Source organism: Novosphingobium sp. ES2-1, from assembly GCF_015169775.1.
Classification (GTDB): Bacteria; Pseudomonadota; Alphaproteobacteria; order Sphingomonadales; family Sphingomonadaceae; genus Novosphingobium; species Novosphingobium subterraneum.
In genome coordinates, this window is the sequence record NZ_CP063447.1 from 143,281 (window position 1) to 156,269 (window position 12,989).

A 12,989-nucleotide genomic window follows, 5' to 3' on the forward strand; every position below is an offset into this window, starting at 1 on the left:
TGCACAATCCAGCTGCCTTGCACTTACACCAATACGGCGGTCGTCTTCATATCACCGATTGTTGGCCACCATCCCCGGGCAGCGAGAATGCGGGCGAAAGTGGATGCGGCTCGCCCGCTATTCAAACAGCTTTGGCAGAAAAGCCTTGTCACCAGGATTACAGTGCACGCGTGATCGCTGGCAGCGCGAGGCAGGCAGAAGCCAGAGCACTCATGCTGATGGCGCGGCGCGTCCGCTCCGGCGACCGCGACAATCTTGAGGCGCAGGCGGCACGAAAACATTGTCCGGCTCTGATGGGCGCTGACTTTCCCCGTGATCTGAACGCCGGCGGTGCCACTGCCCAGTTGAATCATCGCTGCACTGTCGTGCGATCCTGCGTGCCCGGGGCGATCATCGGGGCAGGACTGCCCCCTGCAATCGGCCTGCACCACCAAAAATCGGATAAACGGTTCGCGCTCGCTGACGATCGTGTGGAACTGTTTCGCCCTCGGGTTGACCGGCTAGTCGGCGGATGATCGACGAAGATATCATGTCCGGAACTCCAGAAGCAAAACAAGGGCTTTCCCGGCTGATCGGGCATGATTTGCGTCTGGGCGGGACTATTTCGCCTGTGTCTGTGGCGATCCAACGCCGTGCTCAATTGCTTGCGAGGCGTTTCGAAGAACGCGAGTCGGCACTCGCCATTGAAGATTAAGCGCATTTTCGCTGTGACAGATGGGGTTTTTCCCAATTCCAATTCAACTGGTTAGACGCCCATCTGTCACAGCTTTTCCGAAATCGCAGTCCAGCTGCGACCCCGGCACTTCACTTCGCTCTGCTAGCCATCAAAGCATTTCAGAAATCGCGGTCCAGCTGCAACAACGCCCTAAGCGTCAAGCGAGCGACGACAATATAGCACTCTGGAAATCGCGGTCCAGCTGTAGCGCGATTCGGACCCAGATGGGACCCATTTGGAGGAATGTTAAATCCCAGAGTCGCGCGACCTTTATCGCTTGCATCTGACCAGCCCAAAGCCCTTCCAAGCAGCCAGACAGAGTCTTTCGCTGGCCACCCAGTCGAAGGCTGCCCGGCTTCCTGCACGTCGAGATTAGCGTGTTCTGGCTTGCGAAAGGCACTCCTCAATCAGCACGTGTTCACAACCGCTGGTTCCTATAGCGTTGAACCTCAATGAAGCTTCCCAGATCTCTTCGCGCCGGATCAGGTTGGGATAGCCTGTCAACCAGCCAGCGCCCGGCATGATCCGCTCGCTTTGGACTGGTGCGTCACTCTTGTGGCATGGGCAGCACGGGAGCCTTCGAAGCAGCTTTCAGGGCCATTTCCAGCTCGGTGACCACCTTGTCGGGCCCGCCGGCTGCGTCGAAGGCAAAGTCGATCGGCTTGGATGAACACTGCAGCAGTTCGCCGGCGCTGCCTTCCTCCACCGCGTGAAGAGCAAAATAGTGACCGTGATCGATGATGCGATAGGACCAAGCCATAGCCGCGCACTCCACTATCCCGTCCAACGGCGCAACGGCGCAGGGGGCCGCTGGTTTCACGGCGCCGGGATTCAATGCAACGTCCCCGTCAGTGCCGCAGCCTGGACAACCTCCGCCGGTTGGCCACCACGGCCTTGCGATAGTGCACAAGGCAGGCGCTCGCGGCCGAGTATGGCGTCCGTCCAAGCTGCCCAGTGATTGCGCGTTGTTGCAGTTCCAGGGCAGTACCGATCTTCTCGGAAACCATCAGCAGCGCTTCGTGTTGCGAGCGGGCATCCCAGGTGGTGAACCTCGCAAGGCGCAGGGCGATCACCGCAGACGCTTCTGCCGCCAAGGTCCAGCTTTCAAGCCCGAGGCTCATCCAGTTCGAAATGCGCATATGGGTGAAGCGCTTGGTCCGGTCCATCGTTCCCGGCAACTGTTCGCCGCGCTCGGTTTCATCGGGCATTGGCTGTACGGGCTTTCTGGCCATGCCGCGTGAAAACCGCTGAAATGAGCGCTATGCGCTCGACAGCGGCATAGGCGTCAGTTTCTAGCTCCTCGCCGAAGACGTCCGGATCGATCTCCCGATAGCGCAAGTCGCAGTCGTAGCCCGATGCCATCGCGCCAAGCGCTTCGCGCAGGTGATCCTGCCCGCGAAGGATCGCACTGCCGGTATAGAGGATGAACTTTCCTCCGGACGACAGGCGCTCCACTGTTGCAACGGCCATGTCATAAGCGACCTGACCTCCGTGCATGTCGCCGCCGTCACGATAGGCACGCGCTTTGCGGTCGATCATGTAGGGAGGATTGGCCAGGGCAATGTCGATGGGCCCGCGGACGCCGTCGAGGGTCTCCCCCTGGACCGAACGAACCCTGATGCCCGCTGCGCAGGCGTTGATCCGGGCCAGACGCAAGGCGTTCGGGTTGATATCGGTCATGGTTAACTGGAGACCCGGCTGTACCTGCGCGGCCGTGATGGCGCCCACCCCGGACCCGGTGCCGATGTCTACGAGGTGGCAACCATCTGCCAGGGCAAGCGGTGCGAGTTCGCGCTGGACGAGGCTTGCGAAACGATAGCTGTCCGGCCCGAAGAAGACGGCGTCTTCCGAAATGGTCGGGTAGGAAGAGTGGAGATACAGGTCGGTGCCGAGACTGGAGACGCGCAAGGTGCACTTCCATCGCCCGTCCCGAAACCTGTCGAGCGCGCCGGCTGCGTCGAGGAGGTCGCGGATCTCCGGATCGAGCAGGTCCTTGGCGAACGGCATGTTCCATCCCAATGCGTCGCGCAGGTCTGCGGCATCGCGTGTCGGCTCGCGGGCACGGATCCGCGCGTGCGTCGCCGGAGTTGGCGTGACGAAGACATAGCGCCGCGCCTTCAAGGCACGCAGCAGCGCAACGAGAGCCTGATCTGGAGCGGACAGAGGGTTTTCTGGTGTCGGATCAAACATCAGCAATCAATGTCTGATCCATGGAATCGTTGCGGCAGGAGTGCACCGCAGCGGCTGGAAGTTCCCACTCAGCCTCCATGCTTGTTCGCCAGCTGGCGGGCAGCCGCGGCCAGCCACGCACGAGCGTCGTCCGCCCTTGCTGCCGGCAACATGATCCGGGCTAAGCTCGTCAGCCCAGCGGGCGTATGGTGGCGCCTCAGCCCTGAACGTGAATGATGGCGCGCTTGGCCGCGCCGAGAATCTCTTCCAGCGAACTGATGACTGCCGCCTTCATCAGCTCGGGATCGACAGCGCCTGAGGCCTCGAATGCGGCGTAATCGGCACTTCGCAATGCCAGAGCTTCAAATTGCGCGATCCAGAGTGACGGATCATTGGCATTCTTCGCTGCCATGGGCAGCAAGCATGAGATCAGTGTTCTTAAAGTATTGATATGTATGGCCATCGTCGCCACAGAATATTGCTGCTCGTCTGCATTTGAATTCACGACCATTTGACCCCCCCGGTGCAAGTCATGCGGGCCATACGTATGCAAAGCTTATTCGCCAAGCGGATAAACTTTATAGAGGGTGAAAAGGGTGTGGCGTTTCACCCTCGGCACTGCGGCCCAGGTGTGCGAAATGCGCCATGACCGATTTTACCGGGAGCGCAGCTCATGCGGGATCGGGGCGCACCGGTCGGGCCAACCAGTTCCAGCCTGCTCGTGTCAGCGCTGCGGCCATCATCGCCGGGTTGAGCTTTTCGCTTTCAAGCCGGCGAGATGGCCCCGTGCAATCCTCAGCCCTCTGTTGCGGCCGGTTCAAGCGCCTCGAGGGACTTCACGACGTAGAAGGACTTGAACGCATCGACGAGCTTCTCCTCGTTCGAGTAAGGGCCCGGCTGATAACCGTCGGTCTTGATCCCCGCGTGGTTGTTCTCCGCAAGACGGCCATCCTGGGCGTTGGTGGCGCGCCACACCTCGGTGAGCTTGTCCACGTCATAGTCCACGCCTTCGACGGCATCCTCGTGAACCAGCCAACTGGTGCGCAGCAGGGTACGGTCGGCGGCGAGCGGGACGAGGCTGAACGTCACCACATGGTCGCAGCAGAAGTGATGCCAGCTGTTGGGTTGCGTCCACACCGACAGGCTGGTTTCCACCTGATCGCCATGGGGCCAGATCAGTTTGCGCGATGCCGGCTTGCCGCTCAGGGTCTGGGTAACAGCACCCGGAGCAAGGCCGAGGCGGGCGACGCTATGCCACCAGCCGTCCGGAAATTCAATCAGGTCGCGATAGATGCCCAATGCTTCCCATTCGGCCCGCTGTGCCTCGACCGCCCGGTCGGCGTCGGTCTTCACGCCGCAGACGTTGTCCTCGGGCAAGCCCTTGCCAAAGCCTGATCCATCCAGTGACTTCAGCAGTTCGGGGGTGATTGCTTTCGCAGTGATAGCACTCCCGGTTGTTTTCCATCACCAGCTTCCAGTTGGCATGGTCAACCAGCTCTTCAGTGGCTGCGATCTTGAGCTTGTCCAACTGATAGAGTGCGATCTGGGGAACTAATGTCCTCCTTCACCCGGTCGATCGGCGGCGGGTTTTCGGAAAGGCAGAGGAACAGCAGGCCGCCGACATTCTGGATGGCCACCGGTCGCAGGGCGTGGGCTCCCGTGTCGAAGCCCTCGGGCATGTCGCGCACGGCAATAACAGCGGATGATCAGTCGCCTTCTGCTTCCGCCAATTTGGCGGGTGGTGGGCGAAACAACCACCCCCAGTGCATCCCGCATTGCCGCCTTCGGCTTGCCGTGTCGTACGCCTCGGTGGGGCTAGAGATCGTTACCGCCGTCAGATTGACCGATTGAGCCTGATCTTGAACTTCTCGACCAGCCCGTTGAGAATTTCGTCCTGGCTTGGATTTCTCATTGCGCGATCGCCTGGACGATTAATGTCCGCCCAATGGGTAATACCGTCAATAGGGTCGTCGAACCCGCCGCTCCTTTCCCAATCGTCGGCATTCCAGCTCGCTACCACTGCGCCGTCAGCATCCCAAAGAAGCAGGTATCGGCCATCTTTTCGGTTGTCAGGCATGCTTTCAATGGGGCGCCACTCGATCATAGAAACCAACCTCAAGTTCATTAGACCCGACTCCACTAACACCGAAGTGCGAAGAATGAGTTGAAAACTGAAAGGCTTACCTCTTTTTCAGATCTTCAATCACCGCACGGCGCATGTTTATGAAAGCAGCGGACGCGAAGCCCTTTGACGCTGATACTTGGACGGCTCGAAAAACTCTGGAGTTTGGTGACCTGACCTGATTCACTGCCCTTGCGGATGAGCGGAGGCGATGATGGCGGGACAGCCCGGTTTCTTTGATCTTTCGAACCAGTACGAGGCCTTGAGCGCAGCGAGTGATCCGTTGGAGCGTCTGTCCGGGGTGGTCGACTTTGAGGTTTTCCGGGGGCCATTGATCGCCGCTCTGCGCCGCAGTGTTCGTGGCAAAGGCGGGCGGCCGCCGTTTGACCCGGTGATGACGTTCAAAATTCTGGTGCTGCAGGCGCTCTATTCGCTTTCGGACGAGGCAACGGTATTCCAGATCAAGTATCGCTTGTCGTTCCAGCGCTTCCTGGGCCTTGGGCTCGATGGCACGGTGCCGGATGCAACGACGGTGTGGCTGTTCCGCGAGCGCTTGGTGCAAGCCAAGGCAATCGACAAGCTCTTCGCCCGCTTCGATGCCGCACTGACCGACCGGGGCTATCTCGCCATGGGCGGCCAGATCATCGATGCTACCGTTGTGCCTGCCCCCAAGCAGCGGAACACCGAGGAGGAGAAGGCAGCGATCAAGGACGGCCGGATCCCGGAGGCATGGAAGGCAAAGCCAGCCCGGCTCCGTCAGAAGGATCGCGATGCCCGCTGGAGCGTGAAGTACACCAAGGCCAAGGTGAAGGAGGGTGCCGATCCCAAGGCCTTCAAGCCGGTCGATCTCGCCATCCCGATGTTCGGTTACAAGAACCACATCGGCATCGACCGGGCTCACGGGTTGATCCGGACCTGGGATGCCAGCGCCGCCAATGCCAATGACGGCGCCCGGTTGCCGAATCTGATCAGCACGAGCAACACCGGCTCGGGCGTCTGGGCCGATACCGCCTACCGTTCGAAGAAGGACGAGGCCTTCCTTGAGAAGGGTATGTTCAAGAGCCACATCCACCAGCGCAAGCCGAACCGCCGTGCCATGCCCGAGCGTGTCGCCAGAGCCAATGCGAAGCGCTCAGCCATCCGCTCGGCAGTCGAACACGTCTTTGCCGGGCAAAAGCACCGCATGGGCCTGATCGTGCGCACCATTGGCATTGCCCGCGCCCGCATCAAGATCGGCATGGCCAACCTTGCCTATAACTTCCAGAGGCTCGCCTGGCTTGAGGGGCGTAGTGCGCCTGCATAACGCGAAAACCTCGTTCGGAAGTCGGATCCACCAAGGAAATCAGCGGATCAGCCAACCAGCACCGAGGCTCACCATCTCCTCACAGGCCATCGCGTCCCTATCATGCCGGAATCAGACGGTTCTTCGAACCGTCCACTTTTGTCGCCGCATTTCTGGACCTCGTTCAAGAGGTGGCAATAGCAGTGGGATTAGGCGACAAGATTGACCGTTTCGACATCGAATCCGGCTACTATTTGAAGGCGTCTGGGAAACTCGACGAGGCAGCTATTGCTGATGCTGAGCGAAAGATCGCGGTGAAAGCGGAAACGCAAAACAGCTAATGCCCTTGTAAGGTTCGACACTCACTCCAAACGAGTGTAGGAGATCGATGTCACCAGCCAGTTCGCCTGCTGGTGCTTGAGAGACCACCGCGCTCCCGGCATGCAACGGGACGCGTCAAATGCCTCTCCTGCCTGTAATCCTGATCGTTGTTGTCGGCCTGGCTGTGGCCTTGTTCCTGGCGGAAATCTTGTCTCGGAAATTCGTGTCGCGCGACCGAACCGAGGATGACGAATTTCCCAATTAATCAATGGGAAAGAACGCCTTGGTACACTGTTGAGACTCACATTTAGGTGAGCCGTCTGCAAGGCATTGTTGGCCTTGCAACTCGCAGTGAACGGCTAGGGACCCCATGAAGCTGCCAGATTGGAACGCTGCAGAGTGGGTGCTGGTCCTGACGCTTGCAGGACTTGGTTGCTTACTCGTCGGCATGCTTGCAGGCTTGGGGTTGTATTCCGATAAGCTGCCCTAGCCCTTGCTGGATCACCCAAGGGCTAGGGCATCACGACCAGGCGACTCAAGCCCTGTCGTGATGGCAAGATATTACCTTCGTTGAAGAACCGGGCAACGTTCGGCCTTCGCAGCATGTTTGCCATCCAAAAAACTCCGATCTGATGACCAGACCGGAGTATTTTGTGCAACCGGTAAAAGGGGCCGGATAAGGGGCGTCCGGCCTCTTCTACCAACAGCCCAATCGACCCTTCGTTCCCGTGGAGACAGGGGGGGCTTGTCATAACTAAAGTCAGTAGGCTTTAATGCGCCGCTCCAGAGTGACGACTCGCCGGAGGGCATCGTAATGCCGATCATACCAGTTCTCGCAATAGTCCTACTTGGATTTATCGTCGCATGGGTAATCGCCGACATGATTTGCAAACGCTTCCGAAGCTCCGGTCAATTGGACGACGTGCGCAAGGGCGATCACAAATAATTCCAGCCACGTCCTATGCGGGGCTCTGACGCAACGCTGCACAAGCAGGGCCGCAGCCTGATGATGATGTTCGTCGAGCCTTTGCTTAGGTGCTCGAAATGACGGGTGCAAGGATGTGCGGTGTGGGCCGATTTGGAAGGACTAGCCCGGTTCGGGTTCACCTTTGAGCCTCGCCAGCTTGATGCCGACCTCGTTTAAATCCTCCCAAGCCTGCTGCTCTTCGATGCTGGCTTCGTCCGGATCAACTTCCCAGATGTCGCGGGCCTGTTTGATCAAGGCTAACATTTCTACCATGTCATCCATTGCGGCCACCTCCTACTTGCGTTGACGCAACTAAGTCATTGCTCCGCATAGATTTTACCGAATCACACGCCTTGCAACCAGTCGCCCATGTCTTGGGGCTGAGTATCGCCTGCGAGCACGTCGACGAAGAACTGCGCCGATGCCGCGCCTTCGGTCCAACTTTCCTCGTTGTCATCGTCAGGCCCTTGCCCTGACAGCAGCGCAGGCAGGATAGGAGCAACGACAGCCAGCAACAGGCCGCGCATCGCCAGTTCCGGCACCATCTCCCATTGCGGCTGCGAACAGCCTCTCCGGCGTCCCAAGCCAACTCCAGAAACCGCTGATAGTTCGCGAACTGGAACGAGTAGAACATCGTCAGGGACTTGCCCATCTCACCGGCAGGACCGCTCCCGCGCTGGATTGCAGCCAGATCCTTGGCAGCGCCCGCACCTTGGCTTTCACGGACGGCGGAGTCCGCTTCGTGCACCGCTTGGTCTTCGTCCATGCCCGCCGCGATGGCCTTGTTGTACGCGCCGATCCAGGTCGGAATGACGACGAGGCGATCGAAGAAGCTGATGCCGGTGAACCTGTAGCGCTGCACCATTGAAGCAAGGTCAGTCTTGCCAGCGAAGCGGCGCACGTTTTCCCTGATGTCGCGGTCCAGCGTGTCGAAGCGGCTCTTGAGTTCAAGGCTACGATCGAGAGCGAAGGCACTGGCCTCTTTAGGATTGCGCAGCGTCGTGTTCATGCCCGCCGCGAACCAGTGAGGACCAATACGCTCCACCGAGCCGACATAGCCACCAAGCTGAGCGAACATCGTACCTAGGCGGTAAGCCATGCCGACGAGCGTTGTGTCGCCCGCATGAAGGCTTCCAGCTTGCTCATGCCCGCACGATCGTAAACCCATTCATTCGCGATGAATTGCAGCCATGGACGGAACAGGCCCGCAACGTCCGACCCCATCGTTTCCTCAACCGTTGCCAAGTTGACATTACCCTCGATCCCAGCAGTGGGTTTTTCAACACTATTGGTCGGCTGCTGTCGCAATGGATCAACGGATCGTGAGACGAAGCGGTCATTTGCGACGGACTCGGATTACGAGCAGTGTCGCTGTTGGCCTCCCTTCGATCGGTCGCGGCCCAGTGCGATTTAAAATCGCACAAGGCCGCAACTTCCTCGGCATTGGGAGCACTGACCTAAATCGCCGGGAAGTTCACTTCCGTGCCCGCAACGTTGTTGATCAGGTTGGTGAAGAAGATCTCGGCCAACACGGCGACGATTTCGATGATCTGGCCTTCGCTGAACCCGGCTTCCTTCACCGCCTCGATATCCTCTGCCGAAACCTTGCCTCGAGCTTCGGCAACCTTGCGGGAAGGCGGAAGCGGCTGCGGCACGGGGATCGTCCGAGGTGCCCCGGCCAAACCCCGGCCAAGGCCATCGAGCAGATGCGTCTGGTTGCAGCGCGGCTGATGATCGAGGAGACCCGTCACCCGATGGACCAGATCGCGCTGGAATCGGGCTTCATCGACATCCGTCGTATGCGCGAGGCGTTCGTGCGCCAGTATGGCCAGCCACCACAGACCCCGCGTAGGCTGGCCAAGGCGGCTTAGATGCTAAATCTGGCTCGGTCGTCAAACGTTCGGCTCGCCCCTGTTGTATCACAGCTGAGCAGATCATGGTCTAGTTTTGGGTCGAGCTGCCATTTAGATGTTCATGGCCCTACGACTTTATTTGGTCGGAGACAGCACAAAACACTTTTGAAATTGTCAGGGCACCCTCGAGTATCGGCGGTCCAAGTCTCGTTGATAAACTTCACTGCTATCGGTGACACGCGCACTTATTCTGTAAAGCTCCGCCGGCCGAAACGGCGTGTCGCTCTCGCGCTGCCCTGTTGCTTCGATCCAGCCAGTGTCGAGCATGCGGCGACGGAAGGCGGGCTTGTTGAAGGTGCTGCCAGTGATGGCCTCATGCACGGCCTGGAGATCACGCAGAGTGAAGAGGTCAGGCAGCAGAGAGAAGGCAAGGGGAGCGTAGTCGAGCTTGCCGCGGAGCCGCCCATGCGCTGTTGCAATGATGGCGGTGTGGTCGAATGCGAGCAGCTCGCCAGGTTCTGTGACCGGGCGTAACGCAAGATCTGCTTTCGAAGTAACGGCCTGTTGTAGAACCGCATGTGGCAGCAGAGCAAAGTAGGCGACGCTCACTGTGCGCATCCGTGGATCGCGCTGCGGATCGCCGAAGGTGTACAGCTGCTCCAGCCAGGCGCTGTCCTGCGCGGCAACGCCTGCCTTGCCCACCAGCATGCGCCTTGCAGCATCGTCCAGCGTCTCCTCAATGCCAACGAACCCGCCCGGCAGCGCAAGCGCGTCGACGTAAGGCTCTTCGCCCCGGCGCTGCAGCAGGACCGACAGAACAGCGTCGACGACGGTCATCAGCACGAGGTCGACAGTGACGGCGAAGGGTGGATGGCTCATGACGTCCGTCTTATATCTTGACTGGATATAAGTCCAGTGTGTATAAGACTGGTGCGAGTCGGGGAGTCCGCCTCGCTACGATCATCTGGGGGAGCCTCGGATATGAGCAAGTTCGATTTCGGCGTCTTAATAGGACGCTTCCAGCCACTGCACGTCGGCCATGAACACGTCATCACGCGCACGCTCGAACAGGTCGAGCGGTTGTTCGTGCTGGTGGGGTCGGCCAATGTCGCGCGCGATCCGCGCAATCCCTTCACCTATGCCGAGCGGGAGGCGATGCTGCGTTCCGCTTTCCGGCACGAAGTGGCACAGGGCCGCCTGATCATCGCCCCCATCGACGATCACCTCTATTCCGACACCGCCTGGGTCACACAGGTCCAGCGCAAGGTTCGTTCCCTGGTGCTCGAGCATGGCAACGGTCACGGCTTCCAGAACCATGGGCTGAGCGATTTCCGTGTCGCTCTGGCCGGCTACGGCAAGGATGCCTCGTCCTATTACCTCAAGCTGTTCCCGGAGTGGGAGAACCTGCAGGTCGAGAGCCAGTACGGCACCTTCTCGTCGAGCGACGTGCGCCAGCGCTATTTCCAGCGCATCCCTGAAGTGCCCGCCGCCATCCTCTCTGCAGGTGTTGCAGAGTTCCTGCGCGAGTTCATGCTGGGCGAGACCTTCAAGGCGCTGCTTGAGGAAGCCGAGTTTCTGGCGGCTTATCCTGCGCAATGGGGGAGGGGGCCCTTCGTCACCGCCGATGCGGTCGTCGTCCAGTCGGGACACATCCTGCTGGTCGAACGGGGATGGGCACCGGGCAAGGGCCTGCTTGCACTGCCGGGTGGCTTCGTAAATCCGGCCGAGCGCATTCGCGACGCCGCGATCCGCGAGCTGCGCGAGGAAACCGCGATCAGCGACGGCAAGGGCCAGATCCCGCCGGCTATGCTCGCCAGCTTTATTGAGGATGCGCGTACGCGGGTGTTCGATGCGCCGAACCGTTCCTTGCGTGGTCGTATCATCACCCACGCCTTCCTGTTCCGCCTACCCGAACGCCGCAAGCTGTTCAGCGTGAAGGGCGGTGACGATGCGGCGCACGCGCAGTGGTACCGCTTTGGCGATCTGTCGCCTGAAATGCTGTTCGAGGACCACTGGGCCATCATCGAGGAAATGGCCGACCTTTGAAGACGGAAGCGCCGCGCAGGGGAGTCCTGCACCCGGCGAAAATGTGAGGAGTTCACATCATGACCAACCTGCTCCTGGCAACCGACAGCTACAAGCACAGCCACTATCTGCAGTACCCGCCCGAGACCCGCGCGATCAGCGCCTATATCGAGGCTCGCCCCAACGACTTTGCTGACGAAGTGCTGTTCATGGGCCTGCAGCCCTATCTCATGGACTATCTCGGGCGGCCGATCACCCAGGCTGACATCGAAGAGGCCGAGGCAGTCTGCACCGCGCATGGCGTGCCCTTCAATCGCAAGGGCTGGCAGATCGTGCTCGACGAACATGGCGCCTACCTGCCGATCGAGATCCGCGCTCTGCCTGAAGGCATGATCGTGCCGACCGGGGTGCCGATGGTGCAGGTCGAAACGACAGACCCGCGCCTGCCGTGGCTGGCAACCTTCATCGAGACCGCGCTGCTTCGCGCAATCTGGTATCCGACTACGGTCGCCACGCTCAGCCGCCAGTGCCGCCTGATCATCCGTGCAGGGCTCGCGAAGACCAGCGAGGATGTGGAAGGCCAGCTTCCATTCAAGCTGCACGACTTCGGCGCCCGCGGCACCAGCAGCGGCGAGAGTGCAGGCCTTGGCGGCATGGCCCACCTTGTCAACTTCATGGGCACCGACACTATGGAAGGGCTGATCGCCGCCCGTCGCTATTACGGAGCGGACATGGCCGGCTTCTCGATCCCGGCGGCCGAGCACAGCACGATGACCAGCTGGGGGCGCGAGCGCGAGGAAGCGGCCTATGCCAACATGCTCGACGCCTTCGAGGGTGAAGGCAAGGTCGTCGCCGTGGTCTCGGACAGCTACGACCTCGATGCGGCGCTGACTGGAATCTGGGGCGGGAGCCTGCGCGACAAGGTGCTGGCGCGCAAGGGCACGCTCGTCGTCCGGCCCGACAGTGGCGACCCGGTGGAAACCCCGGTGCGGGCAGTCAAGACCTTGTGGGAGGCCTTCGGCGGCACGGTCAACGCCAAGGGCTATCGCGTGCTCGATCCCCACGTCCGCGTGATCCAGGGCGATGGCATGACGCCTGCCACGATTGCCCGTCTGATCGATCGGCTGATCGAGGAAGGCTTCGCCATCGACAACATCGCCTTCGGCATGGGCGGCGGCCTGCTCCAGCAGGTCAATCGCGACACCTTGCGCTTTGCGATGAAGGCCAACGCCATGGGCGATGCCGAAGGCGTGTGGCACGACGTGTCCAAGGCGCCTGCCACCGACCTCGGCAAGGCCAGCAAGGCGGGGCGGCAGGCGGTGGTGCTCGAAGCAGGCCACATGGTGGCGCGGCGGATGGACGACGTGGCCGATGCCGACAACCTGCTCCGCCCGGTCTGGCGCAACGGGACCATGCTGGTGCGCCACAGCTTTGACGAACTGCGGGCGCGGGCGGCTTGAGACTTGCACAGGGTGCGTCCGCGTTGGCGCCCCCTTTGCATTCTATGATGTCGCTTTGGCAGCTCTCGAAAGTAG

General features: G+C 60.5%; 17 protein-coding genes and 1 pseudogene. 6 read left to right on the plus strand and 12 right to left on the minus strand.

Annotated elements, in window-relative coordinates:
• Positions 1 to 170: 170 nt before the first annotated feature.
• Together IM701_RS18755 and IM701_RS18760 are read left to right on the plus strand one after the other, a co-directional pair.
• A complete protein-coding gene (locus tag IM701_RS18755) occupies positions 171 to 515 on the plus strand; it encodes a CRISPR-associated endonuclease Cas1 (protein WP_193829000.1) in 345 nt (114 codons plus the stop codon).
• Positions 512 to 694 (plus strand): hypothetical protein, encoded by a 183-nt coding sequence (locus tag IM701_RS18760; protein ID WP_193829001.1) that lies wholly within the window; start codon positions 512 to 514, stop codon positions 692 to 694. The genes IM701_RS18755 and IM701_RS18760 overlap by 4 nt, the downstream gene beginning before the upstream one ends.
• A 568-nt stretch (positions 695 to 1,262) precedes the next feature.
• On the opposite strand, the gene IM701_RS18765 is transcribed toward IM701_RS18760, so the two are convergent.
• The 7 genes from IM701_RS18765 to IM701_RS18790 all read right to left on the minus strand — a co-directional run bounded on the left by IM701_RS18765 (position 1,263) and on the right by IM701_RS18790 (position 5,009).
• Positions 1,263 to 1,475, minus strand: a complete 213-nt coding sequence (locus tag IM701_RS18765; protein WP_039338035.1) for a hypothetical protein — start codon at positions 1,473 to 1,475, stop codon at positions 1,263 to 1,265.
• Positions 1,476 to 1,563: 88 nt separating this feature from the next.
• Positions 1,564 to 1,923 (minus strand): hypothetical protein, encoded by a 360-nt coding sequence (locus tag IM701_RS18770; protein WP_230487956.1) that lies wholly within the window; start codon positions 1,921 to 1,923, stop codon positions 1,564 to 1,566.
• Positions 1,913 to 2,905, minus strand: coding sequence for a methyltransferase (locus tag IM701_RS18775; protein ID WP_052242737.1), 993 nt, complete (start codon positions 2,903 to 2,905; stop codon positions 1,913 to 1,915). Before IM701_RS18775 ends, IM701_RS18770 begins: the two co-directional genes overlap by 11 nt.
• 196 nt (positions 2,906 to 3,101) lie before the next feature.
• Positions 3,102 to 3,395 (minus strand): hypothetical protein, encoded by a 294-nt coding sequence (locus IM701_RS18780; RefSeq protein ID WP_156135922.1) that lies wholly within the window; start codon positions 3,393 to 3,395, stop codon positions 3,102 to 3,104.
• 284 nt (positions 3,396 to 3,679) lie between these two features.
• Positions 3,680 to 4,237: an SRPBCC family protein gene (locus IM701_RS18785; RefSeq protein WP_255527863.1), complete on the minus strand. Its 558-nt coding sequence runs from the start codon at positions 4,235 to 4,237 to the stop codon at positions 3,680 to 3,682.
• On the minus strand, positions 4,158 to 4,352 hold the full coding sequence (locus tag IM701_RS22155; RefSeq protein WP_255527865.1) for a hypothetical protein: 195 nt from the start codon (positions 4,350 to 4,352) through the stop codon (positions 4,158 to 4,160). Before IM701_RS22155 ends, IM701_RS18785 begins: the two co-directional genes overlap by 80 nt.
• A gap of 366 nt (positions 4,353 to 4,718) precedes the next feature.
• Positions 4,719 to 5,009: a hypothetical protein gene (locus IM701_RS18790; protein ID WP_052242735.1), complete on the minus strand. Its 291-nt coding sequence runs from the start codon at positions 5,007 to 5,009 to the stop codon at positions 4,719 to 4,721.
• A 211-nt stretch (positions 5,010 to 5,220) separates the two neighbouring features.
• On the opposite strand from IM701_RS18790, the gene IM701_RS18795 reads away from it, so the two are divergent.
• Positions 5,221 to 6,309, plus strand: a complete 1,089-nt coding sequence (locus IM701_RS18795; RefSeq protein WP_039338312.1) for an IS5 family transposase — start codon at positions 5,221 to 5,223, stop codon at positions 6,307 to 6,309.
• A 1,387-nt stretch (positions 6,310 to 7,696) separates the two neighbouring features.
• Here IM701_RS18795 and IM701_RS18800 read toward each other — a convergent pair.
• The 4 genes from IM701_RS18800 to IM701_RS18815 all read right to left on the minus strand — a co-directional run bounded on the left by IM701_RS18800 (position 7,697) and on the right by IM701_RS18815 (position 9,231).
• Positions 7,697 to 7,858: a hypothetical protein gene (locus IM701_RS18800; protein WP_156135920.1), complete on the minus strand. Its 162-nt coding sequence runs from the start codon at positions 7,856 to 7,858 to the stop codon at positions 7,697 to 7,699.
• A complete protein-coding gene (locus tag IM701_RS18805) occupies positions 7,851 to 8,585 on the minus strand; it encodes a hypothetical protein (protein WP_193829002.1) in 735 nt (244 codons plus the stop codon). The genes IM701_RS18800 and IM701_RS18805 overlap by 8 nt, the downstream gene beginning before the upstream one ends.
• Before the next feature lie 74 nt (positions 8,586 to 8,659).
• Positions 8,660 to 8,821, minus strand: a complete 162-nt coding sequence (locus tag IM701_RS18810) for a hypothetical protein (RefSeq protein ID WP_156135919.1) — start codon at positions 8,819 to 8,821, stop codon at positions 8,660 to 8,662.
• A gap of 212 nt (positions 8,822 to 9,033) precedes the next feature.
• Positions 9,034 to 9,231: a carboxymuconolactone decarboxylase family protein gene (locus tag IM701_RS18815; protein WP_230487962.1), complete on the minus strand. Its 198-nt coding sequence runs from the start codon at positions 9,229 to 9,231 to the stop codon at positions 9,034 to 9,036.
• A gap of 21 nt (positions 9,232 to 9,252) precedes the next feature.
• Between IM701_RS18815 and IM701_RS18820 the strand changes: the two are divergent.
• Positions 9,253 to 9,447: pseudogene (locus IM701_RS18820) on the plus strand (helix-turn-helix domain-containing protein); the annotation flags it as partial.
• Positions 9,448 to 9,603: 156 nt separating this feature from the next.
• Here IM701_RS18820 and IM701_RS18825 read toward each other — a convergent pair.
• Positions 9,604 to 10,308 carry an NUDIX domain-containing protein gene (locus IM701_RS18825; protein WP_052242734.1) on the minus strand — a complete coding sequence of 235 codons (705 nt, stop codon included), beginning with the start codon at positions 10,306 to 10,308 and terminating at the stop codon, positions 9,604 to 9,606.
• 102 nt (positions 10,309 to 10,410) lie between these two features.
• Between IM701_RS18825 and IM701_RS18830 the strand changes: the two genes are divergently transcribed.
• The gene (locus tag IM701_RS18830; protein ID WP_039338030.1) at positions 10,411 to 11,475 is read left to right on the plus strand and encodes a bifunctional nicotinamide-nucleotide adenylyltransferase/Nudix hydroxylase; all 1,065 of its coding nucleotides are present in this window, start codon (positions 10,411 to 10,413) and stop codon (positions 11,473 to 11,475) included.
• A gap of 59 nt (positions 11,476 to 11,534) precedes the next feature.
• The gene (locus IM701_RS18835) at positions 11,535 to 12,914 is read left to right on the plus strand and encodes a nicotinate phosphoribosyltransferase (RefSeq protein WP_039338029.1); all 1,380 of its coding nucleotides are present in this window, start codon (positions 11,535 to 11,537) and stop codon (positions 12,912 to 12,914) included.
• Positions 12,915 to 12,989: the final 75 nt, after the last annotated feature.

What these genes read in the sequence shown, in the direction of transcription:
- IM701_RS18765 (WP_039338035.1), bottom strand. Translation starts at nt 1,475, where the DNA reads ATGGCTTGGTCCTATCGCATCATCGATCACGGTCACTATTTTGCTCTT.
- IM701_RS18770 (WP_230487956.1), bottom strand. Translation starts at nt 1,923, where the DNA reads ATGCCCGATGAAACCGAGCGCGGCGAACAGTTGCCGGGAACGATGGAC.
- IM701_RS18795 (WP_039338312.1), top strand. Translation starts at nt 5,221, where the DNA reads ATGGCGGGACAGCCCGGTTTCTTTGATCTTTCGAACCAGTACGAGGCC.
- IM701_RS18760 (WP_193829001.1), top strand. Translation starts at nt 512, where the DNA reads ATGATCGACGAAGATATCATGTCCGGAACTCCAGAAGCAAAACAAGGG.
- IM701_RS18790 (WP_052242735.1), bottom strand. Translation starts at nt 5,009, where the DNA reads ATGAACTTGAGGTTGGTTTCTATGATCGAGTGGCGCCCCATTGAAAGC.
- IM701_RS18775 (WP_052242737.1), bottom strand. Translation starts at nt 2,905, where the DNA reads ATGTTTGATCCGACACCAGAAAACCCTCTGTCCGCTCCAGATCAGGCT.
- IM701_RS18800 (WP_156135920.1), bottom strand. Translation starts at nt 7,858, where the DNA reads ATGGATGACATGGTAGAAATGTTAGCCTTGATCAAACAGGCCCGCGAC.
- IM701_RS18830 (WP_039338030.1), top strand. Translation starts at nt 10,411, where the DNA reads ATGAGCAAGTTCGATTTCGGCGTCTTAATAGGACGCTTCCAGCCACTG.
- IM701_RS18835 (WP_039338029.1), top strand. Translation starts at nt 11,535, where the DNA reads ATGACCAACCTGCTCCTGGCAACCGACAGCTACAAGCACAGCCACTAT.
- IM701_RS18805 (WP_193829002.1), bottom strand. Translation starts at nt 8,585, where the DNA reads ATGAACACGACGCTGCGCAATCCTAAAGAGGCCAGTGCCTTCGCTCTC.
- IM701_RS18825 (WP_052242734.1), bottom strand. Translation starts at nt 10,308, where the DNA reads ATGAGCCATCCACCCTTCGCCGTCACTGTCGACCTCGTGCTGATGACC.
- IM701_RS18780 (WP_156135922.1), bottom strand. Translation starts at nt 3,395, where the DNA reads ATGGTCGTGAATTCAAATGCAGACGAGCAGCAATATTCTGTGGCGACG.